Below are 22,482 nucleotides of genomic sequence, written 5' to 3'. Positions count from 1 at the left end.
GGCGTCCGATTTAATCGGTGGCGCCCGGCCTGCCCGTTCCCGCACACTCGTGTCATGTTCGGGCCCCGCTGGTCGCGGGGCGCCGTGGACCGGGAGAGGAGCGGGGCGATGTCCAGGTACGACAGTCCGTCCGGCTCCCGACAGGGCGGCCCGCGGCGGGCTCCGGAGCAGTAACCCACCCTCCGTCGAGCCTGCCGCACACGGGAAGCCGCCCGGGGCGGTCGCTTCGAGCACGCGGCGCGCACCGCGGTCGCGTGGACCGCCCACCCGGAGGATTGGCCGAGTGGTAAGGCACCGGCCCGCTCCCCTGTCCCGCACGGACCGGGAAGCGGGCCGCGGTCGGGCCTGGAAAGCCCGCGCACGTTCGATCCGTGCATCCTCCGCCGACGACGGCAGGTCAGCCGAGGCCGTCGAGCAACCGCTCCAGCACCACCGCGATACCGTCCTCGTCGTTCGAGGACGTCACCTCGTCCGCCACCGCCCGCAGGTCGGCGTGGGCGTTGGCCATCGCCACGCCCCGCGCCGCCCAGCCGAACATCGGTATGTCGTTGGGCATGTCGCCGAAGGCGATCGTGTCCGCGGCCTTCAGCTTCAGGCGGCGGGCCGCCAGCGACAGGCCGGTGGCCTTGGACAGGCCGAGTGGGAGCAGCTCGACGATCCCGGCACCCGCCATGACGACCGTGACGAAACCGCCCGCCGTCCGCCGGGCCACCTGCGCCAGTTCGTCGTCCGACAGCGTCGGATGCTGGATGTAGATCTTGTTCAGCGGGGCCGACCACAGGTCGGAGGCGTCCGTGAACGGGATCGCCGGCAGACCGCCGCCGACCGCGTACCCGGGCCCGACCAGGACCTCCCCGTCCAGACCGTCGCGGCTGGCCGCCAGGTACAGCGGCCCCGTCTCCGCCTCGATCTTCGCCAGCGCCACCCCGGCCAGCTGGCGGTCCAGCGTGACCGAGGTGAGCAGCCGGTGCTCCCCGGCGTGGTACACCTGCGCGCCCTGCCCGCAGACGGCCAGCCCGTCGTACCCGAGGTCGTCCAGGACGTGCCGGGTCCAGGGGACCGCGCGGCCGGTGACCACGATGTGGGCGGCGCCCGCCGCGGTGGCCGCGGCGAGCGCGTCCCGGGTGCGCGCGGAGACGGAGTCGTCGGAGCGCAGCAGCGTGCCGTCGAGGTCGGTCGCGACCAGGCGGTACGGGAAGCCGGCGGAACCCGTGTCGGAGACGGCGTCGCTCACTTGGCCACCGGCTCCAGGACCTCCCGGCCGCCCAGGTACGGGCGCAGCACCTCGGGGACGCGGACCGAGCCGTCGGCCTGCTGGTGGTTCTCCAGGATCGCCACGATGGTCCGCGGTACGGCGCACAGCGTGCCGTTGAGCGTGGCCAGCGGGCGCACCTTCTTGTCCTCGCGCACCCGGATCGACAGGCGCCGCGACTGGAACTCGGTGCAGTCCGAGGTCGAGGTCAGCTCGCGGTACTTGCCCTGGGTCGGGATCCACGCCTCGCAGTCGAACTTGCGGGCGGCCGAGGCGCCGAGGTCCGCCGAGGCAACGTCGATGACGCGGAACGGCAGCTCCAGCGAGGTCAGCCACTGCTTCTCCCACTCCAGCAGGCGCTGGTGCTCGGCCCGCGCGTCCTCGGGGAGGACGTAGGAGAACATCTCGACCTTGTCGAACTGGTGGACGCGGAAGATGCCCCGGGTGTCCTTGCCGTGCGAGCCGGCCTCGCGGCGGAAGCAGGGCGAGAAGCCGGCGTAGCGCAGCGGCAGCCGCTCGGCCTCGATGATCTCGTCCATGTGGTACGCGGCGAGCGGCACCTCGGAGGTGCCGACCAGGTACAGGTCGTCCTTGTCGAGGTGGTAGACGTCCTGCGCGGCCTGGCCGAGGAAGCCGGTGCCGGCCATCGACTGCGGGCGGACCAGCGCCGGGGTCAGCATCGGCGTGAAGCCGGCCGCGGTGGCCTGCGCGATCGCCGCGTTGACCAGGGCCAGCTCCAGCAGCGCGCCGACGCCGGTGAGGAAGTAGAAGCGGGAGCCGGAGACCTTGGCGCCGCGCTCGACGTCGATGGCGCCGAGGAGCTGGCCCAGCTCCAGGTGGTCCCGGGGCTCGAAGCCCTCGGCGGCGAAGTCGCGGTGGGTGCCGTGCGTCTCCAGCGTGACGAAGTCCTCCTCGCCGCCCACGGGGACGTCGGGGTGGACCAGGTTGCCGAGCTTCTGGAGCAGTTCCTGGGTCTCGGCGTCGGCGGCGTCGCGCTCGGCGTCGGCGGCCTTGACGTCGGCGGCGAGCTGGCTCGCGCGCTTCAGCAGCTCGGCCTTCTCGTCGCCGGTGGCCTTGCCGATGAGCTTGCCGAGTCCCTTCTGCTCGTTGCGCAGCTCGTCGAAGCGGACGCCGGACGACCTGCGCCGCTCGTCGGCGGAAAGGAGGGAGTCGACGAGCGCGACGTCCTCTCCACGGGCACGCTGGGAAGCGCGCACACGGTCGGGGTCCTCACGGAGCAGGCGAAGGTCAATCACACGGTCAAGGCTACCGGTGCCCGGTGACGGCGTTCGACTCACTATTGACCGAGGCGCTCCGCGACGGTCCGCGATGGTCCACGGCGGTCAATAAAAAGCGTCTCATTCCCTGGAACGAGGCAGGTGCGGAGCGGTGGGTTGACCTGATCGCCTTGCGCGGAGCGGGACTTGGGGCCTCGCTGTCCACAGGAATCCACATCCCCGGAGAGTTATCCACAGGCTGTGCGGAAGTTCTGTGGACTGCGGAAGTGATCATTCCTAATCGGACATCCGGGACGGAGAATTCCTCTTCCAAACCCCCGGAACGGCCACTTACGAGTGGAAACGCGTCACTCCGGAGGATGAGGGGTGAGAAACAGGTAGACGAAGGGTGACCTGCGGCTCTGTGGATGGAGATATGCCCTGAAGGGTGATTTGTCGACCGAATGGGACGTCGTTGTCGACTTGTCCTCAGGTCGAGATGAGGACCTGTGGATAACGCCTGTGGATAACTAAGATCAGCAGATACGACGGTCAGAGCCTCCCGCCGCTGACCGTCAGAACCGGCCGTCCTGGCACCGCGCGACCCACTCCGCCGCCGCCACGAACTCCTCGTCCGAGGTCCCCGGGAACCGGTCGGCCGCCTCGCCGGGGCCGACGCCCGCGCGCGGGTAGGAGCCGAGGTACCGCACCTGGAGGCAGACCCGCTTCAGCCCCATGAGCGCCTCGGACATCCGCCGGTCGGAGATGTGTCCCTCGGCGTCGACGCAGAAACAGTAGTTGCCGATGCCGGCGCCCGTGGGCCGGGACTGGAGCAGCATGAGGTTGATGCCCCGGGTGGCGAACTCGCCCAGCAGATCGCGCAGGGTGCCGGGATGGTCGTCGCGCTGCCACAGCACGACGGACGTCTTGTCGGCGCCGGTCGGCGCGGCGGGCCGGGCGGGACGGCCCACCAGTACGAACCGGGTCTGGGCGTTGTGCGGCGAGTCGTGGATGCCGGTCTCCAGCGGCTCCAGACCGTAGCGGGGCGCGGCGAACTCACCGGCGAAGGCGGCGTCGTAGCGGCCCTCCTGGACCAGGCGGGCGCCGTCCGCGTTGGAGGCGGCCGACTCCCAGACGGCCTCCGGGAGATGGGCCTTCAGCCAGTTGCGCACCTGCGGCTGGGCGGCCGGGTGGGCGGTGACCGTCTTGATGTCCGACAGTTTGGTGCCGGGGCGTACCAGCAGCGCGAAGGTGATCGACAGCAGCACCTCGCGGTAGATCATCAGCGGCTGGCCGGAGACCAGCTCGTCGAGGGTGGTGGTGATGCCGCCCTCGACGGAGTTCTCGATCGGCACGAACGCCGCCTCGGCCTCGCCGCAGCGCACCGCGTCGAGCGCGGACTGGACGGAGACGTACGGCACCAGCTCGCGGGTCGCCGCCTCCGGGAGCGTGCGCAGGGCGACTTCGGTGAAGGTGCCCTCGGGACCGAGATACGCGTAGCTGGCAGGCATGACCTCACCCTAATGTGCCCTGCCGCCGCCCCGTGCGCCGAGCGGACGGCCCTCACCCCTCCAGCAGCCGCTGCCCCACGTACTCCCCTTCCGCCGCGCCGCCCGGCACCGCGAACAGGCCGCTCGCCTCGTGCCGGATGAACGTCGACAGGGCGTCCCCCCGGTCCAGCTTCCGCTGTACGGGCACGAAGCCGCGCAGGGGATCGGCCTGCCAGCAGATGAACAGCAGACCGGCGTCCGGGACGCCGTCCGTGTCGAAGCCGTCGTGGTAGGAGAAGGGCCGGCGGAGCATGGCCGCGCCGCCGTTCTGGTCGGGGCGGGTGATCCGGGCGTGGGCGTTGATCGGGACGACCAGGTTCCCGGCCTCGTCCGTCTTCTCCAGGTCCATCTCGGTCGTCTCGCCGCCCCCGGACAGCGGTGCCCCGTCGGACTTGCGGCGCCCTATGACGTTCTCCTGCTCCTTGACCGACAGCTCCTCCCAGTCGTCGAGGAGCATGCGGATGCGGCGTACGACGACGTAGGAGCCGTTCGCCATCCAGGCCGGGTCGTCCGAGCCGGACTCCGGCACCCAGATCCGCTGGTCGAAGTCGGCCTCGGACGGCTTGGGGTTGCGGGTGCCGTCGACCTGGCCCATGAGGTTGCGCACGGTCATGGGGTGGGCGGTGGCGCCCGGCGACCGGTTGAAGCCGTTCATCTGCCAGCGGACGCGGGCGGCCGATCCGGCGTCCTTCTGGAGGGCGCGCAGGGCGTGGAAGGCGACCAGGGCGTCGTCGGCGCCGATCTGCACCCACAGGTCGCCGTTGCTGCGGTTCTTGTCGAGGTGGTCGGAGGAGAAGTCGGGGAGCGGATCGAGGGAGACCGGGCGCTGCTTCTCCAGGCCGGTCCGGCCGAAGAAGCTGTGGCCGAACCCGAAGGTGACGGTGAGCGAGGACGGCCCGGCGTCGCGGGCCACGTCCGTGTCGCCGGAGCCGGCCGGTTCGCCCGCCATCAGCCGCCGGGCGGTGTCGGACCAGCAGCGCAGCAACGCGGTCGCCTCCTTGCGTCCGGCGCCCGCCGCCAGGTCGAACGCGATGAGATGGCCGCGGGCCTGGGCGGGGGTGGTGATGCCGGGCTGGTGTTTCACGTGAAACGGCACCTGCCCCTCGCCCAGCGAGGTCAGCGGCGTCGCCCCGGAGGGCGCGGCGGCGTAGCCGACGGCACCGCCGGCGGTGCCGAGCACGAGCCCGGTGGCGCCGGCCGTGGTGAGCAGCCGGCGCCGCGAGACGCCCTCCGCGGCGGCGGGGGTCTCTTCGACGACCGGGGCTTCGGGGGTACGGGCCTCCGGGATGGAGTGGTCAGCCATGGTGCGGTTCAGCCGATCTGCGCGTTCTTGGAGACGGTCACCTGGTCGATGTCGGAGGTCCGCACGGTCGCGGCGACCTCCCAGTCGCCGGCCATGGGGATCTGTACCTCACTCGCCGACCAGTGTCCGGTGGTGATGTGGTCGGGGGCGACGGGCAGCGGCCCGATGTCCTTGGTCTCCAGGGTGAAGGCGAGCTTCACCTCGGGGATGTCGACGGCACGGCCCTTGGGGTCCTCGACGTAGACGTGCACGTCGTTGGCGCCCACCCGGGCGGGGTCCACCTCGACCCGGATCACGCCCTTGCCGTCCTCGCCGCCGGTGTCGAAGGGCATGTCCAGGGTCACGGCGCCGGTCGCCTGGGCGTCGGCGGAGCCGGCGGACGAGGTGGCGGCCGCCGTCTCCTGCTCGGTCCGTCCCGGCTCGGTCTGGGTCAGGACGGTGGTGACGGCGAGCAGGACGACGGCGACACCGGCCTCGGCGAGGACGGAGCGGCGCAGTCCGAAGCGGTGGGGGTCGCCGTCGCGCAACCGCTTCTGCCGCGCGGCGTCCACGGCGGCCCGCTGCCGGGCGAGCTGGGCGGCGCGCTTGGCGTTGCCCACGGGCTTGACCCCGCCCGTGCGCTGCCCGGCGGACGCCGGGGCGGACGCCCCGCCGGAGGCCGCGGCGGATGCCCCGTCGGACGCCTTGGCGGACGCCCCGCTGGACGCCCCGCTGGACGTCGGGCCGGAGGCCGTGCCGGACGTCTTCTCGGCAACTGTGCCGGTGGACGCCTTGGCCGATGCCGAGGTGGAGGTCGTCGTGGCTGCCGGGGCGGCCGTCCTGCCGGCCGTCGCGGTGCCGGCGGCCCCGGACCGCTCCTTCTCCCGGGGACGGGGTACGTCGCCCGCCGTCCCGGCCAGCCGTGCCGTCCAGCGCCGGGACAGGTACGCGATGCCGACGAGCACCGCCACCAGCGCGATCTTGGCGAGCAGCAGTTGTCCGTACCGGGTGTCGGTCAGCGCCGACCAGGACCCCAGCTGGCGCCAGGACTGGTACGTACCGGTGATCACCAGCGCGACCACACTGCCGAACGCGACCAGGGAGAAGCGGCGAACGGCGGTGGTGTCGACCGGGTTGTCGGCGGGCGCCTTGTAGAGGGCGACCAGCAGGGTGGTGAGCCCGCCGAACCATGCGGCGACGGCCAGCAGGTGGACGACGTCGGCGGGCATGGCGATGCCGGGCTGGAGACCGACCGAGGCGTGCTCGGCCATGGCCCAGGTGGCGGCGAGACCGGCCGCGACGACCGTCCCGCCGACGGCGAGCCCGAAGGTCAGGTCCCGCTTCTCCTGGTCCTCGCGCCTGTCGTGGGCGCCGAAGAGCACGGCGACGAACAGGGCCGCCGCGGCGAGCAGCAGCAGCCGGGAGACCAGGGCGGCGCCCGTCTTGGTCTGGAGGACCTGGCCGAGCAGCTCCAGGTCGACGATGTCGGCGGCCTTCCCGGAGCCGGTGTAGGACCCGCGCAGCAGGAGCATGGCGAGGGTGGCGGCGGTCAGCGCGAGCCACCCGGAGACGACCAGGCGCTGTACGCTCCGCACGCCCGAGCCGCGCGGCCAGCAGGCGAGGACGAAGGCGGCGCCGCCGACCAGCACGGCGAAGCCGGCGTAGGCCACGTAGCGGCCGAGGCCGTACAGCCAGCCGACGATCCCGCCGCCGGCCTCCTGGGCGGTGGCCGACACCGAGGTCTCGGAGGGGGCGCCGATGGAGAAGGTGAAGGCGCCGGAGACGGGGTGGCTGTCGGCGGAGACGACCTGGTAGGTCACCGTGTAGGTGCCGTCCGGCAGCCCGGAGTGCAGGGCGACGCCGTACGTGGTGCCGCTGACGTTGGCCGGCGCGCCGTCCTCGACGCGCTTGCCCTTGGGGTCGAGGACGCGCAGTGCGTCGTCGTCCATGGAGACGTTCTCGGAGAACGTCAGTGACACCCGGGCCGGGGCCCGGTCGACCACCGCCCCCTGCTGGGGATCGCTGCCGGTCAGCGCGGCGTGCGCGGAGGCCGGGGCGGCGGTGGCGAGCAGCGCGCCGGCCACGGCCACGAACAGCAGCACCAGGGTCCGCGCGCGTGGGGCGATGGTCCGCGTCAAGGTGGTCCCTCCCTCAGTGGCTGGAGTGCTCGGACGGTGTGCCGTGCTCCGTCTGTCCGGCGTCGGAGGTGCCGGGCCGGTACGTGGCGGACTTCACCGGCATCTCGACCGTGACGGGGTCGGAGTCGGCGAAGTGCAGCTCGACGGAGAGCGTCTGGCCCTCCTCGGGCCGTTGCTTCAGCTTCTCGAACATCAGGTGGTCGCCGCCGCTCTGCAGGGCGAGGCTGCCGTGCGCCGGGATCGGGAGGCTGTCGACCTGCCGCATGGCGCCGTCGACGGTCTCGTGCACGGTGACCTCACCGGCGTCGCTGGTGACCGAGGTCAGCTCGTCCTCGGCGCCGCCGTCGTTGGTGATGGTCAGGAAGCCCGCCGCCATGGTGTCGGAGACGGGCCGCGGCACGTAGGCGGCGCTGACGGAGAGGTCGGCGTCGCCCGAGTCCTCGGCGCCGCACCCCGTGAGGGTGAGGGCGCCGGCCAGCATCACCGCACCCAGGGCGGGGCGGTGGCTCACGGCTTCTCCCCCTTGATCAGCTTGGGGAGGTCCTTGGTGTAGTCGTCCACCGTGGCGTCCTCGCCGTACAGCACGTACCCCTTGTCGGTCTTCGGGGAGAAGGCGACGACCTGGGTGCCGTGGGTGGAGACGACCTTGCCGTTCTTGTCCTTGGTGGCCGGGTCGATGGAGATGCCGAGGGTGCGGGCGCCGGCCTGGATGGTGTCGAAGTCGCCGGTCAGCCCGACGACCTGCGGGTCGATGCCCTTGAGCCACTTGCCGAGCGCGGCCGGGGTGTCCCGTTCGGGGTCGGAGGTGACGAACACGACGCGCAGCTCGTCCTGTTCCGCCTGGGACAGCTGCTTCTTGGCCACGGCGATGTTGTTCATCGTCAGGGGGCAGACGTCGGGGCAGTTGGTGTAGCCGAAGTAGATCAGGGTCGGCTTGCCGGCCGTCTCCTCGCGGAGGTCGTACTTCTCGCCCTGGGTGTCGGTGAGGACCAGGTCCGGCTTGTCGAAGGGCTGGTCGAGAACGGTGGCGGCCTGCTGGGAGGAGGCGTCCTCGGAGACCACCGTGACGGGCGAGCCGGTGTCGTCGCCGCTGCCGCAGGCGGTGAGGGTCAGGGAGGCGGCGGCGAGCAGGGCCGCCGCGGTGAACGTCTTGGTGCGCATAGAGAAATGTCCCAGTGGTGAGTGTTGCGGCGCGCACCGGGGCCCGGACCGTCGGGTCCCCGGCACGCACCGGACGTACGGGCCGCCTCAGGCGGTGGTGGAGCGCCGGCGTCCGGCGAGCACGCCGTAGGCCACGCCCGCCGCGCCGACGACGATGCCGACGACGCCCAGGACGCGGGCGGTGGTGTCGGTGGAGCCGGAGTCGTCGGAGGCGGCCTCGGTGGTCTCGGCCGCCGCCTCGGTGTCGTCGGCCGCCGCGGCGGAGGAACCGTGGGCGTCGGCGGAGTCGTCCTCGGCGGCCGTCAGTTCGAGCACGGGGGCCGGGGTGTCGGGCTCCTCCTGGCCCTCCTGCTGCACCTCGATCCAGCGCACGACCTCCTTGTTGGAGTACGTCTGGATCGCCTTGAACACCAGCTCGTCGGAGTCCTCGGGCAGCGCGCCGAGGGAGACCGGGAACTTCTGGAAGTAGCCCGGCTCGATACCCTCGCCGGTCGCCGTCCAGGTCACCTTGGTGACGGCCTCGGTGAGCTTCTCGCCGTGCGACTCGACCGGCTCGTCCAGCTTGCTCTTGGTGGTCTTGATGTCCCAGCCCTCGACCGGCTGCGGCATCACCGAGGCCAGCGGGTGGTCGGTGGGCATGGTGACCTCCAGCTTGGTGGTGGAGGCGTTGTCCCGCTCGTTGGGGACCTTGAAGTCGACGACCGCGTAACCGCCCTGGGCGGCCTCGCCCTCCGGCTGCACGGTGACGTGCGCGAAGGCGGGCGAGGACAGGACGAGCACGGCGGTGCCGGCGACGGCGCCGGCGGCGGCGATACGGGAAGCCTTCATGAAGAGCACTCCGCTTCTCTCGATGTGCAGGTGATGGGGGAGCGCGCGCACGCGCGCGTGCCGCACGACGGCGTCCCCCTCCACCGGTGGGCGGAGCGGCGGTCGCGTCGTGTCAGGCGGCGAGAACGAACGCGGCGCTCGGCGGTCCGCGCCGGATCACCGTGTGCTGGAGTGCGGTGGTACGGGGCCGGGGTCCGGCGAGCAGGGCCGTACGCGGCGGGCGCGCGGCCTCGTCCGGCGCGCCCGGCAGCCCGGCGCGCAGGGCGCGCACCAGAGCGAGCGCGGCGCGCAGGGAGCGTACGAGCGCGCCCTCGGTGACGAGGTGCGCGGAGTGCGCCGACAGCTCCACGAGCCGCGCCAGGGCCAGGTCCCCGCGGCGCAGCAGCCAGCCGGCGGCTATCGCCGCCAGGACGTGGCTCAGGAGCATCGGCAGGGACGGCAGCAGGGCGGCGGGGGAGCCGACGGCGGCCGACAGGGCGTCCGCCGGGTGGTGGGCCGTGTGGACGGTGGCGTCGGCGGCGTCCGGCCGGACCCGCGCGTCGCTGAGGATGCGCTGCGCCTGCGCCGGGCTGAGCGCCGCCGCGGTGGTCCCGCACACCAGCCGCGCCGCCTGCTGCACCAGCGTCGCGTCCGCCGTCGCGGCCGTGGCCGTGGCCGTCGTGTCAGCGGCCGCGGCCCCGTGCTGGCCGAGCCCGAACAGCGCGTGCAGCGCCGTCTGTCCGACCGCGAGCAGCGCCGCGATACCGGGCAGCGACCGCTCCCGCCCGGCGAGCGGTACCGCGACCACGACCACCCCGAGGAACCCGGCGCCCAGCGACCACAACGGGACACCGGCGCAGGAGGCGAGCGTGTGCCCCGCCCCGGCCAGCACGACGCAGACCGCGGCGAACACCGCGGCCCGCAGGATCCGGAGGTCGTTCCCGGAGCGCGCCGTAGGCGGGTGGGAGGCAGTCATGGCGGGCTCATCATCGCACTGGACCCACCCGCACCGTGCGGCAGGTCCGCAAGATGCCGTACGACCGGAAGGTCACCGTCTGGGGGAGTGCGCCCTCGTGCACGAGCCGTTTCCGGGAGCCCCGGGAGCCCCTCGCACCCCGGTGCGGGAGCCCCGCATACACCGGTGGCCGCCGGGGCGCATCCGCCGTATGGGCGGTCTCACGTCAACCCCGCGCTTACGGCCGGGCACGCCGGGCAATACGTAACGGTATGTCGAGCCGCGCCCAGGAGGCTGGTGGAGCATGAGCATCTGGTGGTCACTCCATCTGCGGCGCGAGGCTGCGAGCGTGCCACTGGCCCGCCGCCTGCTCCTCGGCACCATGGAGACGGCGGGCGTCGACCCCGACATCTCCTACGACCTCTCCGTCGCCCTCACCGAGGCGTGCGCCAACGCCGTCGAGCACGGCGGGGACGGCGCGCACGGCGACCCTTCCGCGGCCTACCGCGTCACGGCCTACCTGGACGGCGAGCGGTGCCGCATCGAGGTCACCGACTCGGGACCCGGCTTCACCGCCGGCCGCCCGTCCCGGCCGGCACCGGCCCCCGCCGACGCCGAGCACGGCCGGGGGCTGTGCCTCATCCGGGAACTCGCCGACCACGTCCACATCGGCAGCGCGACGGCGCGCGGCGGCGCGGTGGTGAGCTTCGACAAGATCATCAAGTGGCGGAACGACGCCCCGCTCGTGGCGGTGTGAACCCGGGGCGGGCGCCCCGGGTCCGTGAACGGCCGCTGTGTTCCGGGCCGGCCGTGAACCCCCGTATCAGCCCTTGAGCGAGGCCATCCACGCCTCGACCTCGTCGGAGCGGCGCGGCAGCCCGTCCGACAGGTTCCGGTTGCCGTCGGCGGTGACCAGGATGTCGTCCTCGATCCGGACGCCGATGCCCCGGTACTCCTCGGGCACGGTCAGGTCGTCGGCCTGGAAGTACAGGCCCGGCTCCACGGTGAGCACCATGCCGGGCTCCAGGGTGCCGTCGACGTAGGACTCGACCCGCGCGGCGGCGCAGTCGTGGACGTCCATGCCGAGCATGTGGCCGGTGCCGTGCAGCGTCCAGCGGCGCTGCAGCCCCAGCTCCAGCACCCGCTCGACCGGGCCCTCGACGAGCCCCCACTCGACCAGCTTCTCGGCCAGCACCCGCTGCGCCGCGTCGTGGAAGTCGCGGTACTTGGCGCCCGGCTTCACCGCCGCGATACCGGCCTCCTGGGCCTCGTGGACGGCGTCGTAGATCTTCTTCTGGATGTCGCTGTAGCGGCCGTTGACCGGCAGCGTGCGCGTGACGTCCGCGGTGTAGTACGTGTGCGTCTCCACGCCCGCGTCGAGCAGCAGCAGGTCGCCGGAGCGGACCGGGCCGTCGTTGCGGACCCAGTGCAGGGTGCAGGCGTGCGGGCCGGCGGCGGCGATGGTGCCGTAGCCGACGTCGTTGCCCTCCACGCGCGCGCGGAGGAAGAACGTGCCCTCGATGTAGCGCTCGCTGGTCGCCTCCGCCTTGTCGAGCACCTTCACGACGTCCTCGAAGCCGCGCACGGTCGAGTCGACCGCCTTCTGCAGCTCGCCGATCTCGAAGTCGTCCTTGACCAGGCGGGCCTCGGAGAGGAAGACGCGCAGTTCCTCGTCGCGCTCGGCGGTGACCTTGTCGGTCAGCGCGGCCTCGATGCCGGCGTCGTGGCCGCGCACGACGCGGACCGGGCCGGTGGCCTCGCGCAGCCTGCCGGCCAGCTCGCGCACGTCGGAGGCGGGGATGCCGTACAGCTTCTCGGCCTCGGTGAGGGAGTGGCGGCGGCCGACCCACAGCTCGCCCTGGCCGTCCAGCCAGAACTCGCCGTTCTCCCGGTCGGAGCGCGGCAGCAGGTAGATCGTGGCCCGGTGGCCCTCGCCCTCGGGCTCCAGCACCAGGACGCCGTCCTCGGTCTGGTTCCCGGTGAGGTACGCGTACTCGACGGAGGCGCGGAAGGCGTACTCGGTGTCGTTGGAACGGGTCTTCAGGTTGCCCGCGGGGATCACCAGGCGCTCGCCGGGGAAGCGAGCGGACAGCGCGGCCCGGCGGGCGGCGGTCTCGGCGGCCTGGGCGATCGGCTCCACGTCGCGCAGCTCGGTGTCGGCCCAGCCGGACTTCATGTTCTCGGCGAGCTCGTCGGACACGCCCGGGTACAGGCCGTTCTTGCGCTGCTTGATCGGCTCTTCCTCAGCGGATTCCGGGGTCTCCGGCAGCTCCTCCGACACGGTCATCCTCCTTGTTACGGCACTGGACCACCTCCCATCGTACGGTCGTACGGAAGGGGGCCCAGGGCCCGAGGACCCGTTACACCGGCGGCCGGGACGGCCGCGCCGCTACTCGAACCGGACGGCGAGCAGCACCACGTCCTCCTCGGAGTCCGCCTCGTCCAGCCCGTCCGGCAGCACGGTGCGCAGGACGTGCTCGGCGACCGCGTCCGGATCGTGCCGTCGGGCCCGGGGGACCCCGGCGGCGGCCGCGTGCAGGCGGGCGAAGGCGCGGTCGACGGGGTCGCCGGTACGGCGCAGCAGCCCGTCGGTGTACAGCAGCACCGTCTCCCCGGGGTCGGCGCACACCTCCACGCTGGGCGCCTCCCAGCACGCCAGCATGCCCAGCGGCGCGGAGACGGAGGTCTCCACGAACTCCGTGCGCCGCTCCCCGGTCAGCAGCGGCGGACTGTGCCCGGCGCCGGCCAGCGTGATCCGGCGCAGCACGGGCTCGCAGTAGCCGAACAGGGCGGTGGCCGAGCGGGCGGGCTCGGTGAGCCGCAGCAGCAGCTCCAGGTCGGACAGGACGGCGACCGGGTCCTCGCCCTCCATCACGGCGTACGCCCGCAGGGAGGCCCGCATCCGGCCCATCGCGGCCAGCGCGCCGGGCCCGGAGCCGGTGACGGAGCCGACGCACAGGCCGAGCGCGGAGTCCGGCAGCGGCAGCGCGTCGTACCAGTCGCCGCCGCCGCGCGGGCCGGTGCGGTGCCGGGCGGCGAGCCGGACACCGGGAGCGCGCGGCAGCCGCGCGGGGAGCAACTCCTCGGCGATCGTGGCCATGCACGCGCGCGTGCGCTCCAGTTCGCGGAGCCGGTCCAGGTGCTCGGCGGCGTAGCGGACGTACAGCCCGGCCAGGTGCCGCTGCCGCTCACGCGGCTCGGCGGGCTCGTCGTACAGCCATACGGCGGCGCCGAGGCGGCCGGCGGTCTCGGTCCGCAGCGGGAGCGCGTAGCTGGCGGCGTAGCCGAGGCGGACGGCGACGTCGCGGTGGCGGGGGTCGAGTCCCTCCTCGGCGAGCAGATCGGGTTCGGCGATCCCGGCCTCGCCGACCGGCAGCCCGTCCAGGATCCGTCCGTACGCCAGTGAGGCGCGCGGCACGGTCTCGATGTGCCCGAGGTCGGCGCGGGCCAGGCCGAGGCCGGCCGAGGTGTCCGGGCCGAGTCCGTCGGCGGGTTCCAGGACGACCAGGCCGCGGCGCGCGCCCACCAGGGCGGCTCCGGCACGCAGCAGTTCGTCGAAGGCGTCGGCGAGGGTGCCGGTGCGGACCAGGCGCTCGGTCAGTTCGTGCAGCGTGGTGAGGTCGGAGACCCAGCCGGCGAGGCGGTCCTGGAGGAGGGCGCCGGGAGCGCCGGGAGAGGCCGGGCGGACCGCCGGGGCGCCCGGCGGGACGGACGCGGCAGTGTGGGCGGGTGAGGGAACCGTTGAATCGATTCCGGCCACTTTCGGAGGGTGCGGCGCGTTCATGGCAGTCGGCTTCCCGACCGGCTCTTACTGCTCAAAAGCATCGCAAACCCCCATGTCATTCTGCGTCGCCGGCAGTGTCTCCACATGTACACGCACTCGTGAGGGGATGTCCAGCATTGTCCTGCTGGAATTCCTGGTGTCCATGAGGCGTAAGTGGCGTCCTGGTCTGTGTTGTGCGAAGAAACAAAGTTGGCTGGAAAACGCCCCGCAGTACCTCTTGTTGCGGTCGACTGGTGGTGCTTCACGGAGCGTCACAGCGGTCGTGATGGGTACGTACTCGGTGAAAGCCAGGGGTGGTCGGCGGGTGCTCGGCACCATCCGGAACCTGGCGATGGACCCGGGCGTCCTATCCACCGACGACCGTGCCCCATCCTCCCGTGGCGGAGGCGGAGAGAAATACGCGGGACGGCAAAACGCCAGACTCCGCCACCCCCGCGCCACGCCCATGCTTTTGCCCGACGCAGTATGGACGGACCGGCCGCGGACGCAGCCGATGCTCGACCCATAGGGGTTCCCCTTGCCTCCCGGCAAGGTGTGACGCGCCGACAGATACGCGCAAGTGCGCGCAAGCGATTCGCGCAGTGAAGAGATCGACACATGGTGTGATGTGGACCTCGGTGTTGCCAGGCGTGCAACGGAAAGGAACGAGCGCTCATGCGCGAGATCCTCGGAAGGCGACGCAGGCTCCTGTCCCGGCGCGGTGACGGGGGGCCTGACCTGATCAGCGCGGCCCTGACCTACGCCACGGAATGGCAGTGGCCCGTTCTCCCGGGCGTGGCGGCGGATCCGGAGGGGCGTTCCGGCTGTTCCTGCCCCGACCCGGAGTGCACGGTGCCCGGCGCGCACCCCTTCGACCCGGGGCTCCTCGCGGCCACCGCCGACGGACGTATGGTGCGCTGGTGGTGGGCCAACCGGCCGGCCGCCCCGATCATCCTGGCCACCGGGGGCAACGCCCCGTGCGCCGTGTCCCTGCCCGCGCTGCCGGCCGCCCGCGCCCTGGCCGCGCTCGACCGGACGGGCATGCGGCTCGGCCCGGTCGTCGCCTCGCCGGCCCGCTGGTCGATCCTCGTCAAGCCGTACTCCCTGGAGCAGTTGGGCGAACTGCTCTACGCCAAGGACTTCGTCCCCGGCTCCCTGCGCTTCCACGGCGAGGGCGGCTACCTCGCCCTGCCCCCGTCCGAGTGCGGCGCGGGCCCCGTCCGCTGGGAGCGGGCTCCGCTGCCCGGCTCGTCCTCGCCCTGGGTGCCCGACGTGGAGGCCGTGGTCGACGCGGTGGTCGACGCCCTGACTCGTACGGGTGTGAACGCGCCCGAGATGTAGGGCGCGGGAGGTACGGCCGCGGGGCGCGCGGCCGTGGGCGCCCGGTGAACGAGGGCGGAACGAACGGCGCTGAGCGGTGCTGAACGGTGCTGAACGTGAATGGCGCTGAACGGCACCGTGCGGTGCTGAACGGCACCGGACGCACAAAGGCCCGGTTGCTGGCGACGGGGGATGCACCAGCAACCGGGCTATTGGAAACGGTAACAAGAGATCGGCGGTTAGCAAATTCCGTCTCTGCGTTTCCGGTCATCGACTGACCTGCGCTGACCGGGAGTTGTGACCGAAGTCACCCACCCCGGGGCCGGTCGTCAGCTGAGCGTGACCTGCCGGTTGGTCAGACCGCCACGGGCCCGGCGCTCCTCGGCGGTGAGCGGCGCGTCCGTGCCCAGAGCCTCGGCGAGGCGCTCGGCGAACTCGGCCGCAGGCTTCTCGACGTCCTGTGCGGAGACGGCGCGCGGCAGGTCCCAGACCGGCACGATCAGCCCGTGGGCGCGGAAGGAACCGACGAGCCGGGTGCCCTCCCCGAGGGACGACCGGCCCGCCGCGTGCAGCCGCGCGAGAGCGTCCAGAAGTCGCTCCTCCTCGTGCGGCATGACCCAGCGCAGGTGGTTCTTCTCCGGCGTCTCGCACCAGTAGGCGGCGTCCACGCCCTGGAGCCGGACGGTCGGGATGGCCGCGGCGTTGGCCCGCTCCAGGGAGGCGGCCACCTCGGGCGTGGCGTTCTCCGCGTCCGGGACCCAGAACTCGAAGCCCTCGTGCACCACTGGCTCGAAAACGCCGTCGGCGTCGAGCAGGTCCTGGAGCCGGGGCCCGTCCGCCGGTGCGCGGCGGGCCTGGACCGGCGTACCCGGCTCGGCGCTCAGGGCCCGCTGGAGGGTGTCGGCCAGGTCGCGGCTGATGTCACCGGAGGGCGTGTCGTTCTGCAGGCCGAGCAGGACCGAGCCGTCGTCACGGCGCAGCGCCGGCCAGGCCATCGGCAGAACCGTCGCCAGGGTCACGGACGGCACGCCCTCGGGCAGGCCGCCCTTCAGCGGCAGCCCGGCCGTCGCCGCCGGCACCAACTCGCGCAGCGCCACCCAGTCGCACTCGCCGGGCAGTCCCTCGAACGGGCGCTGCACCAGCTCGGTCACGGCCTGGGCGGCGGCCCGCCCGTGACACGCCTTGTAACGGCGACCGCTGCCGCAGGGGCAGGGCTCGCGGGCGCCGACGACCGGGACCTCCGCATCGAGCTGAGGGCGCTTGGCCTTCGTCTGGGGGCGCTTCTTGGCCATCGTGGGTGTCTCCCGGTTACGGCTCTACTCGTACGGGCGCGAGCCTAGCCGTTCAGGCGGCGGCCGACGGGAACCTGTGGACAACTCCGGGACTGTGGACAGCTCCAGGACTGTGGACTACGGCACGGGTTTCGCGGGACGTCCGGGAGGCTGCCCGTCGCACCCGTCGGCCGAAGCGTGACCCGAACCCCCGTCGGTCCGGCCCGTCGGTCGAACAGGTCGGCTGAAGCGTCAGTTGGTCCCGTCGGCCGGACGCGTCGGCCCAAGTGTCAGTTGAACCCGATGATCGAACCCGTCGGCCGAAGTGTCGGTCGAACCCGTCAGCCGCCCCCGTCCGCCGAGGAGTCGCCCGACGTGCCGTCAGCTCGCCGCCGCGTTCGCGTCAGCCCAAGTCGTCGAAGGCGTCCGCGAAGTCCAGCCCCGGGATGTCGGCCACCGCCGGGGCGCCCACCCGCGCGGCGAAGTCGTCGCGGCGGTGTCCGGCGTCCGGGTCGTACACATCCGCATGGACGACGACCCAGACCGTGACCTCGCCCCGGGCGTCGTCGCGGACGCCCCAGTCGTCGGCCAGCGCGGTGATGATGTTGAGCCCGCGGCCCCCGTGTGCCGTCACCGAGGGGGTCGCCGGGGCCGGACGGGTCGGTCCGCCGCCGTCGGTCACCTCGACCAGGAGCCGGCCGCCGGCGTCCACCCGCCAGGCGGCACGCACGTCACCGTCTCCGGCCAGGGCGCCACCCAGGGGCCGGCCGTGCTTGCACGCATTGCTCAAGAGTTCCGAAAGGATCAGTACGGCGTCGTCGATGACCGCTTCCGCGACTCCGCTCCTGCGCAACTGATCACGCATGCGGTGCCTTGCTCCCCCCACGCCCGAAGGGCCATGGGGAACGGCCATGCTCGACGACGTCGGCACCTCCTGTGCCACCACCAACGCCACCCCCGAGACCTCCTTTGCCCCACGCCACGGTGTGGATGCCCCATTGGCCTGAACCGGAAACCGGCCGATCCCCGCCCGGTGACGCATTCGACACACGCGGCCACGCACCGAACGCGCCGGGGCACTCCGGGTAATCAGATGGTCGCTGAATGGCTGGAATGTGCCGGTTTGACTGCTGGTCCGCAGCGTGCGCGTGCCGGCCGGCGGTCTCAGCGGCCGAGATGCTCCAGGACCGCGCGGGGCCGGTTGGTGATGATGGCGTCGACGCCGAGGCTCACGCAGAGGTCCACGTCCTCCGGCTCGTTCACGGTCCATACGTGCACCTGGTGACCGGCTCGTTTCAGACGCTCGATGTAGGCGGGATGACTGCGCACGATCCGTACCGAGGGACCCGCGATCCGGACGCCGACCGGCAGCCGCCCGTCGCGCAGCCGGGGTGAGACGAACTGCATCAGGTAGACGGTGGGCAGTGCCGGCGCGGCGGCCCGCACCCGGTGCAGCGAACGCGCCGAGAAGCTCATCACGCGCACGCGCGTGTCGTCCGCGTCGGCCGGCGCGTCGAGCCCGAACCGCTTCAGCAGCGCCAGCAGCCGCTCCTCCACCTGCCCCGCCCAGCGCGTGGGGTGCTTGGTCTCGATGGCCAGCTCGACCCTGCGTCCCGCGTCGGCGACGAGTTCGAGCAGCCGCTCGAGGGTGAGTACGGAGGTCGCCTCCCGGTCCTCCGGACGGTGCTCCCACTGGGGCTCCTCGCCGCGGATCCGCCACGCCTCGCGCGTCTTCCAGGAGCCGAAGTCCAGTGCCGCCAGGTCGGCCAGCTCCATCGCCGAGACCGCGCCGCGCCCGTTGGACGTACGGTTGACGCGGCGGTCGTGGACGCACACCAGGTGCCCGTCGGCTGTGAGGCGCACGTCGCACTCAAGGGCGTCCGCACCCTCCTCGATGGCCTTCGTGTACGCGGCGAGGGTGTGCTCGGGGGCTTCTTCCGAGGCCCCGCGGTGGGCGACGACCTGGATACGGTGCTGTCGTGCGTGGGTCACCGCGTCATGGTGTCACCGCGCGGGGGCAGGTGTGAGACGGACGTAGGGGCAGGGGCGGGGCATCCAGGCCGGTATGTCTTACATTTCCTATGTAAGAAATCGCCACGGACCCACAGCGACCGCTTATGGTGCTCTGACGGCCCGTGGGAAAAGCTGGGGCATACAAAAAAGACATGCACAGCTGCACCGCGTCGGAGCCCTTCGGGCCGGCGCGCACGAGCGTGGCTGAGTGCTGCTCAGTGGGACCGAACAACAGCCGTGGACCGAGGAGAAAAGCTGTGAGCACCGAGAACGAGGGCACCGCGGTACCTCCGGCCCCGTCCGCACCCCCCGTGCCGGTGGACTCTCCCGCAGCTTCCCCGCAGCCGTCGGCGCCCCAGGGCGGCACGCCGACGCCGCCCGCGGGACCGAACGGCGCCTCCCAGGGCCACCCCGGCGCCCCAGGCGACCCGGCGCCGGGACAGGCCCCCTACGGAGCGGCCACGCAGGGCTCGGCCCCCGACGCCTCCTGGCCGCCGCCCCCGCCGCCGGCCAACCCGTACGCGGGCGGCGGCGCCGGCACCGGAAGCGGTGTGGGCTTCGGCGGCGGTGACGGCTCTGGCGGCGGCTGGGGCGCCCCGTACCAGCAGCCCGCGCCGAAGTCCGGCGGCGGGCGCGGCGGACTGGTCGCCGCGGTCCTGGTCGCCGCGCTGGTGGCGGGCGGTCTCGGCGGCGGTCTCGGCTACACCCTGGCCGAGAACAACGACTCGGGTTCCACCACGGTCTCCGCCTCGGACACCGGCGGCTCGGTCAAGCGCGACGCGGGCACCATCGCGGGCGTGGCCGCCAAGGCGCTGCCCAGCACGGTCACCATCGAGGCCGAGAGCACCAGCGGCGAGGGCGGCACCGGCACCGGCTTCGTCTTCGACAAGCAGGGCCACATCCTGACCAACAACCACGTGGTGGCCGAGGCGGTCGACGGCGGCAAGCTCACCGCCACGTTCCCGGACGGGAAGAAGTACAACGCCTCGGTGGTCGGCCACGCCCAGGGCTACGACGTCGCCGTCATCAAGCTGGCGAACGCGCCGTCGAACCTGAACCCGCTCGCCCTGGGCGACTCCGACAAGGTGGCCGTGGGCGACTCCACGATCGCCATCGGCGCCCCCTTCGGCCTGTCCAACACGGTGACGACCGGCATCATCAGCGCCAAGAACCGCCCGGTCGCCTCCAGCGACGGCAGCGCCACCAGCAAGGCGTCCTACATGAGCGCCCTGCAGACCGACGCCTCCATCAACCCGGGCAACTCCGGCGGCCCGCTGCTGGACGCCCAGGGCAACGTCATCGGCATCAACTCCGCGATCCAGTCCGCGAGCAACGGCCTCGGCGGCACCGGCCAGGCCGGCTCCATCGGCCTCGGCTTCGCCATCCCGATCAACCAGGCCAAGTACGTCGCCCAGCAGCTGATCAAGACCGGCGAGCCGGTGTACGCGAAGATCGGCGCGTCCGTCTCCCTGGAGGAGACGACCGACGGCGCCCAGATCACCGAGCAGGGCGTCAGCGGCGCCGAGCCCGTCGAGTCGGGCGGCCCCGCGGACAAGGCCGGCCTCAAGCCCGGCGACGTCATCACCAAGCTGGACGACCACGTCATCGACAGCGGTCCCACCCTGATCGGCGAGATCTGGACCCACCAGCCCGGCGACAAGGTGAAGGTCACCTACGAGCGCGACGGCAAGGAGAACACGGTGGAACTCACCCTGGGCTCCAAGACCGGCGACGACTGATCCACCCGACCACCTCCCCGCACCTCCGGCCCCCGTCCACGACCGCGTGCCGGTACGCTGTACCCGCTCCGCCCCAGGCGGGACGGGGCAGAGGTGGGTTGCCCGAGCGGCCTAAGGGAACGGTCTTGAAAACCGTCGTGGCAGCGATGTCACCGTGGGTTCAAATCCCACACCCACCGCAGCAGGTCAGAGACCTAGCAGGTCAGAAGGGGTGCCACTCTCCGGAACGGCACCCCTTCGGCATGCGGCCTGTCTCACCCCGTTCCGGCCGTATCCCACTTCTGACCAGTGCGTGCGGCCAACCTGCGGCCAGGATTCACGGCCCCTCTGCCTCGCCCTCGTGCTCTGCCAGGCCCCGTTCGATCAGGGCGTTCATCGTCGCTTCCTCGCCGTCCAGCACCTTGGCGTAGTAGCGCTGAAGAACGGCGACGCTCTGACCGGCCCGGCGGGCGGTCTCGGCCAGGCTCACCCCGGAGCGGAGCCAGAACGACACACAGGCGTGCCGCAGGTCGTACGGGATGGCAGCGAGCGGAGAGGAGACCTGCGCCGGGGTGAGAGCCTTCCGGCGGGCCTCCTTCCATACGGCGCCGTACTCCTGCGACCGGATCGGCCCGCCGCGTACGGCGCTGAATAGTCGGCCCTCGGGTGTGGTCCCGAACGTCTCCAGATGGGTGCGCAGGATGCCGACCAGCACGGGCGGGATCGGCACGGGCCGGATCGCGCGTCGGGCCCGGTGCTTCAACTGGCGTTCCTCGTACGGCTTGCCGTCGTCCGTCCAGGCGGAACCGACCTGCGGCCGGGCGCCGGTGAGCATGAGCCGCCCCCACCCCTCCTCCGGAAGATCGCACTGGTCGGCGCTCAGCATGGACACTTCCTCGGGCCGCATGGCCGCGTAGTACATGCACGCGAAGAACGCGACCAGGTGGGCGCCACGCGTTCCCTGTGCCCGCACGGCGTCCAGCAGCGCCCGTGCCTGCGCCGGCGTTGCGACGCTCCGGGTGTCCAGCTCCTCCACCGCTTTGGGCGTCTCCCAGTGGACACGAAGCAGGGGGTTGCCGGGTAGCAACTCGTTCTCGACAGCGAGCCGCAGGCAGTTGCTCAGCACCGCGCGACGCCGGCGGAAGGTGTTGGCGGCGGCCGGCTTCCCGTCCTGTCGCTTGGCCAGGTGTTCCAGAACCGTGCGCACGCGCTTGGCGCTGTCCAGGTCGACCACGGCCGGCGCGTTGGCCTCTACCCAAGCAAGGGTCTTGGCTTCCGGGCCCGGGGGTTCCTGGTCATGGCGTCCGGCGTTGAACCCCCACTGGTAGAGGGCACGGCGCAAGAGGTCGTCCGCAGGGCGCCCCTTCCCGGTCGGACAGAGCGCCATCGTCGCGATGGTCAGGCTTTCAGCGATGCTCGCGCGGTGCTTGGCCGCAGCGGTCGGCCACTTCCGGGCCGCGTGAGCGCGGGCGTGGCTGTACCAGCTCGTACGGTTGCGCTCGCGCACTTCCGACACGGGGAGGCCGGTCTCCGTGTCGAACGGCTCACCCTTGCGCGCCGCAGAGAGCAGTTCCGACCGACGGGAGTCGGCCAGGGTCTTGGTCGCGAACTTCTCCTGGAACTCCTCGCCACTGACCAGCCAGCGGAGCTGATAGGGGGCGGCCTTGCTGTTGCGCTTGCGGACGTTCCAGAGGCGCACGTCGTAGCTGTGCATCGATCTCCTTCACGAGAGAGGGACCCCCGCCGGTTGGCGGGGGTCCCTCTGGGGTGGTTCGGGGTCAGGCACTCATCTCGCACTTGGCCCACCAGGCGTCAAGGTCGCTGCGGCGGCAGCGGAGCTGCCCGTTCGGCAACTTGATCAGCTTGGGAGCCTTGCCACGGGCGCGCAGCCGGTAGAAGGCGGCGCGGCTCATTTCGATCTCTTCGAGGACTTCACGGAGCTTGAGCTTCTCGGTGCTGGCCACGGTGGCTACTCCTCGTGGACTTCAGGGGGATGAGTTCGGCGCACATTGCTCTGAGTCGTGACTCATCGCGA

At 72.2% G+C, this 22,482-nt stretch carries 19 protein-coding genes and 2 tRNA genes; 5 read left to right on the top strand and 16 right to left on the bottom strand.

What is annotated here, in order from left to right:
• Positions 1 to 269 precede the first annotated feature (269 nt).
• Positions 270 to 383, top strand: a tRNA-OTHER gene (locus J7I94_RS23270).
• 14 nt (positions 384 to 397) lie between these two features.
• Here the strand turns inward: J7I94_RS23270 and J7I94_RS23265 are convergent.
• From J7I94_RS23265 to J7I94_RS23225, 9 genes are all read right to left on the bottom strand, one after another.
• Positions 398 to 1,234: an HAD family hydrolase gene (locus J7I94_RS23265; RefSeq protein ID WP_215169610.1), complete on the bottom strand. Its 837-nt coding sequence runs from the start codon at positions 1,232 to 1,234 to the stop codon at positions 398 to 400.
• A complete protein-coding gene (gene serS / locus J7I94_RS23260; RefSeq protein WP_215169608.1) occupies positions 1,231 to 2,508 on the bottom strand; it encodes a serine--tRNA ligase in 1,278 nt (425 codons plus the stop codon). Before serS ends, J7I94_RS23265 begins: the two co-directional genes overlap by 4 nt.
• Before the next feature lie 536 nt (positions 2,509 to 3,044).
• Positions 3,045 to 3,980 (bottom strand): prephenate dehydratase, encoded by a 936-nt coding sequence (pheA, locus tag J7I94_RS23255; RefSeq protein ID WP_215169606.1) that lies wholly within the window; start codon positions 3,978 to 3,980, stop codon positions 3,045 to 3,047.
• A 52-nt stretch (positions 3,981 to 4,032) separates the two neighbouring features.
• Positions 4,033 to 5,322, bottom strand: coding sequence for an iron uptake transporter deferrochelatase/peroxidase subunit (gene efeB, locus J7I94_RS23250; protein ID WP_215169605.1), 1,290 nt, complete (start codon positions 5,320 to 5,322; stop codon positions 4,033 to 4,035).
• 8 nt (positions 5,323 to 5,330) lie between these two features.
• The gene (locus J7I94_RS23245) at positions 5,331 to 7,439 is read right to left on the bottom strand and encodes a copper resistance CopC/CopD family protein (protein ID WP_215169603.1); all 2,109 of its coding nucleotides are present in this window, start codon (positions 7,437 to 7,439) and stop codon (positions 5,331 to 5,333) included.
• A 13-nt stretch (positions 7,440 to 7,452) separates the two neighbouring features.
• Positions 7,453 to 7,920 carry a copper chaperone PCu(A)C gene (locus J7I94_RS23240; RefSeq protein ID WP_215169707.1) on the bottom strand — a complete coding sequence of 156 codons (468 nt, stop codon included), beginning with the start codon at positions 7,918 to 7,920 and terminating at the stop codon, positions 7,453 to 7,455.
• A 26-nt stretch (positions 7,921 to 7,946) separates the two neighbouring features.
• On the bottom strand, positions 7,947 to 8,600 hold the full coding sequence (locus tag J7I94_RS23235) for an SCO family protein (protein WP_215169601.1): 654 nt from the start codon (positions 8,598 to 8,600) through the stop codon (positions 7,947 to 7,949).
• An 87-nt stretch (positions 8,601 to 8,687) separates the two neighbouring features.
• Entirely contained in the window at positions 8,688 to 9,428 is a 741-nt protein-coding gene (locus tag J7I94_RS23230; protein ID WP_215169599.1) for a YcnI family protein, read from the bottom strand.
• A gap of 112 nt (positions 9,429 to 9,540) precedes the next feature.
• Positions 9,541 to 10,383 (bottom strand): hypothetical protein, encoded by an 843-nt coding sequence (locus tag J7I94_RS23225; RefSeq protein WP_215169597.1) that lies wholly within the window; start codon positions 10,381 to 10,383, stop codon positions 9,541 to 9,543.
• Positions 10,384 to 10,666: 283 nt separating this feature from the next.
• On the opposite strand from J7I94_RS23225, the gene J7I94_RS23220 reads away from it, so the two are divergent.
• A complete protein-coding gene (locus J7I94_RS23220) occupies positions 10,667 to 11,119 on the top strand; it encodes an ATP-binding protein (protein WP_215169595.1) in 453 nt (150 codons plus the stop codon).
• Positions 11,120 to 11,185: 66 nt separating this feature from the next.
• Here the strand turns inward: J7I94_RS23220 and J7I94_RS23215 are convergent, their stop codons facing one another.
• Positions 11,186 to 12,649, bottom strand: coding sequence for an aminopeptidase P family protein (locus tag J7I94_RS23215; protein ID WP_215169593.1), 1,464 nt, complete (start codon positions 12,647 to 12,649; stop codon positions 11,186 to 11,188).
• A 102-nt stretch (positions 12,650 to 12,751) separates the two neighbouring features.
• Positions 12,752 to 14,146: a PP2C family protein-serine/threonine phosphatase gene (locus J7I94_RS23210; RefSeq protein ID WP_215169591.1), complete on the bottom strand. Its 1,395-nt coding sequence runs from the start codon at positions 14,144 to 14,146 to the stop codon at positions 12,752 to 12,754.
• Positions 14,147 to 14,800: 654 nt separating this feature from the next.
• Here J7I94_RS23210 and J7I94_RS23205 point away from each other — a divergent pair.
• On the top strand, positions 14,801 to 15,466 hold the full coding sequence (locus J7I94_RS23205; protein ID WP_215169589.1) for a bifunctional DNA primase/polymerase: 666 nt from the start codon (positions 14,801 to 14,803) through the stop codon (positions 15,464 to 15,466).
• Positions 15,467 to 15,774: 308 nt separating this feature from the next.
• On the opposite strand, the gene J7I94_RS23200 is transcribed toward J7I94_RS23205, so the two are convergent.
• The 3 genes from J7I94_RS23200 to J7I94_RS23190 all read right to left on the bottom strand — a co-directional run bounded on the left by J7I94_RS23200 (position 15,775) and on the right by J7I94_RS23190 (position 18,708).
• The gene (locus J7I94_RS23200) at positions 15,775 to 16,737 is read right to left on the bottom strand and encodes a DUF5926 family protein (RefSeq protein WP_215169587.1); all 963 of its coding nucleotides are present in this window, start codon (positions 16,735 to 16,737) and stop codon (positions 15,775 to 15,777) included.
• Positions 16,738 to 17,119: 382 nt separating this feature from the next.
• The gene (locus J7I94_RS23195; protein ID WP_215169585.1) at positions 17,120 to 17,758 is read right to left on the bottom strand and encodes an ATP-binding protein; all 639 of its coding nucleotides are present in this window, start codon (positions 17,756 to 17,758) and stop codon (positions 17,120 to 17,122) included.
• Positions 17,759 to 17,880: 122 nt separating this feature from the next.
• Positions 17,881 to 18,708, bottom strand: a complete 828-nt coding sequence (locus J7I94_RS23190; protein WP_215169584.1) for a glycerophosphodiester phosphodiesterase — start codon at positions 18,706 to 18,708, stop codon at positions 17,881 to 17,883.
• 278 nt (positions 18,709 to 18,986) lie between these two features.
• Here J7I94_RS23190 and J7I94_RS23185 point away from each other — a divergent pair, with 278 nt between their 5' ends.
• Together J7I94_RS23185 and J7I94_RS23180 are read left to right on the top strand one after the other, a co-directional pair.
• A complete protein-coding gene (locus J7I94_RS23185; protein ID WP_215169582.1) occupies positions 18,987 to 20,468 on the top strand; it encodes a S1C family serine protease in 1,482 nt (493 codons plus the stop codon).
• 92 nt (positions 20,469 to 20,560) lie between these two features.
• A tRNA-Ser gene (locus J7I94_RS23180) sits at positions 20,561 to 20,647 on the top strand.
• A gap of 137 nt (positions 20,648 to 20,784) precedes the next feature.
• On the opposite strand, the gene J7I94_RS23175 is transcribed toward J7I94_RS23180, so the two are convergent.
• Positions 20,785 to 22,161, bottom strand: coding sequence for a tyrosine-type recombinase/integrase (locus tag J7I94_RS23175; RefSeq protein ID WP_215169580.1), 1,377 nt, complete (start codon positions 22,159 to 22,161; stop codon positions 20,785 to 20,787).
• A gap of 64 nt (positions 22,162 to 22,225) precedes the next feature.
• Positions 22,226 to 22,411, bottom strand: coding sequence for a helix-turn-helix domain-containing protein (locus tag J7I94_RS23170; protein ID WP_215169578.1), 186 nt, complete (start codon positions 22,409 to 22,411; stop codon positions 22,226 to 22,228).
• Positions 22,412 to 22,482 lie beyond the last annotated feature (71 nt).

The organism is Streptomyces sp. ISL-12 (genome assembly GCF_018614415.1).
Taxonomy (GTDB): Bacteria; Actinomycetota; Actinomycetes; order Streptomycetales; family Streptomycetaceae; genus Streptomyces.
This window is presented reverse-complemented; position numbering and strand designations above follow the sequence as displayed.

Bases quoted from the DNA above. Each gene is read 5' to 3' on its own strand.
- pheA (WP_215169606.1), bottom strand. From the start codon at position 3,980: ATGCCTGCCAGCTACGCGTATCTCGGTCCCGAGGGCACCTTCACCGAA.
- efeB (WP_215169605.1), bottom strand. From the start codon at position 5,322: ATGGCTGACCACTCCATCCCGGAGGCCCGTACCCCCGAAGCCCCGGTC.
- J7I94_RS23240 (WP_215169707.1), bottom strand. From the start codon at position 7,920: ATGCTGGCCGGCGCCCTCACCCTCACGGGGTGCGGCGCCGAGGACTCG.
- J7I94_RS23235 (WP_215169601.1), bottom strand. From the start codon at position 8,600: ATGCGCACCAAGACGTTCACCGCGGCGGCCCTGCTCGCCGCCGCCTCC.
- J7I94_RS23230 (WP_215169599.1), bottom strand. From the start codon at position 9,428: ATGAAGGCTTCCCGTATCGCCGCCGCCGGCGCCGTCGCCGGCACCGCC.
- J7I94_RS23225 (WP_215169597.1), bottom strand. From the start codon at position 10,383: ATGACTGCCTCCCACCCGCCTACGGCGCGCTCCGGGAACGACCTCCGG.
- J7I94_RS23220 (WP_215169595.1), top strand. From the start codon at position 10,667: ATGAGCATCTGGTGGTCACTCCATCTGCGGCGCGAGGCTGCGAGCGTG.
- J7I94_RS23215 (WP_215169593.1), bottom strand. From the start codon at position 12,649: ATGACCGTGTCGGAGGAGCTGCCGGAGACCCCGGAATCCGCTGAGGAA.
- J7I94_RS23210 (WP_215169591.1), bottom strand. From the start codon at position 14,146: ATGAACGCGCCGCACCCTCCGAAAGTGGCCGGAATCGATTCAACGGTT.
- J7I94_RS23205 (WP_215169589.1), top strand. From the start codon at position 14,801: ATGCGCGAGATCCTCGGAAGGCGACGCAGGCTCCTGTCCCGGCGCGGT.
- J7I94_RS23200 (WP_215169587.1), bottom strand. From the start codon at position 16,737: ATGGCCAAGAAGCGCCCCCAGACGAAGGCCAAGCGCCCTCAGCTCGAT.
- J7I94_RS23195 (WP_215169585.1), bottom strand. From the start codon at position 17,758: ATGCGTCACCGGGCGGGGATCGGCCGGTTTCCGGTTCAGGCCAATGGG.
- J7I94_RS23175 (WP_215169580.1), bottom strand. From the start codon at position 22,161: ATGCACAGCTACGACGTGCGCCTCTGGAACGTCCGCAAGCGCAACAGC.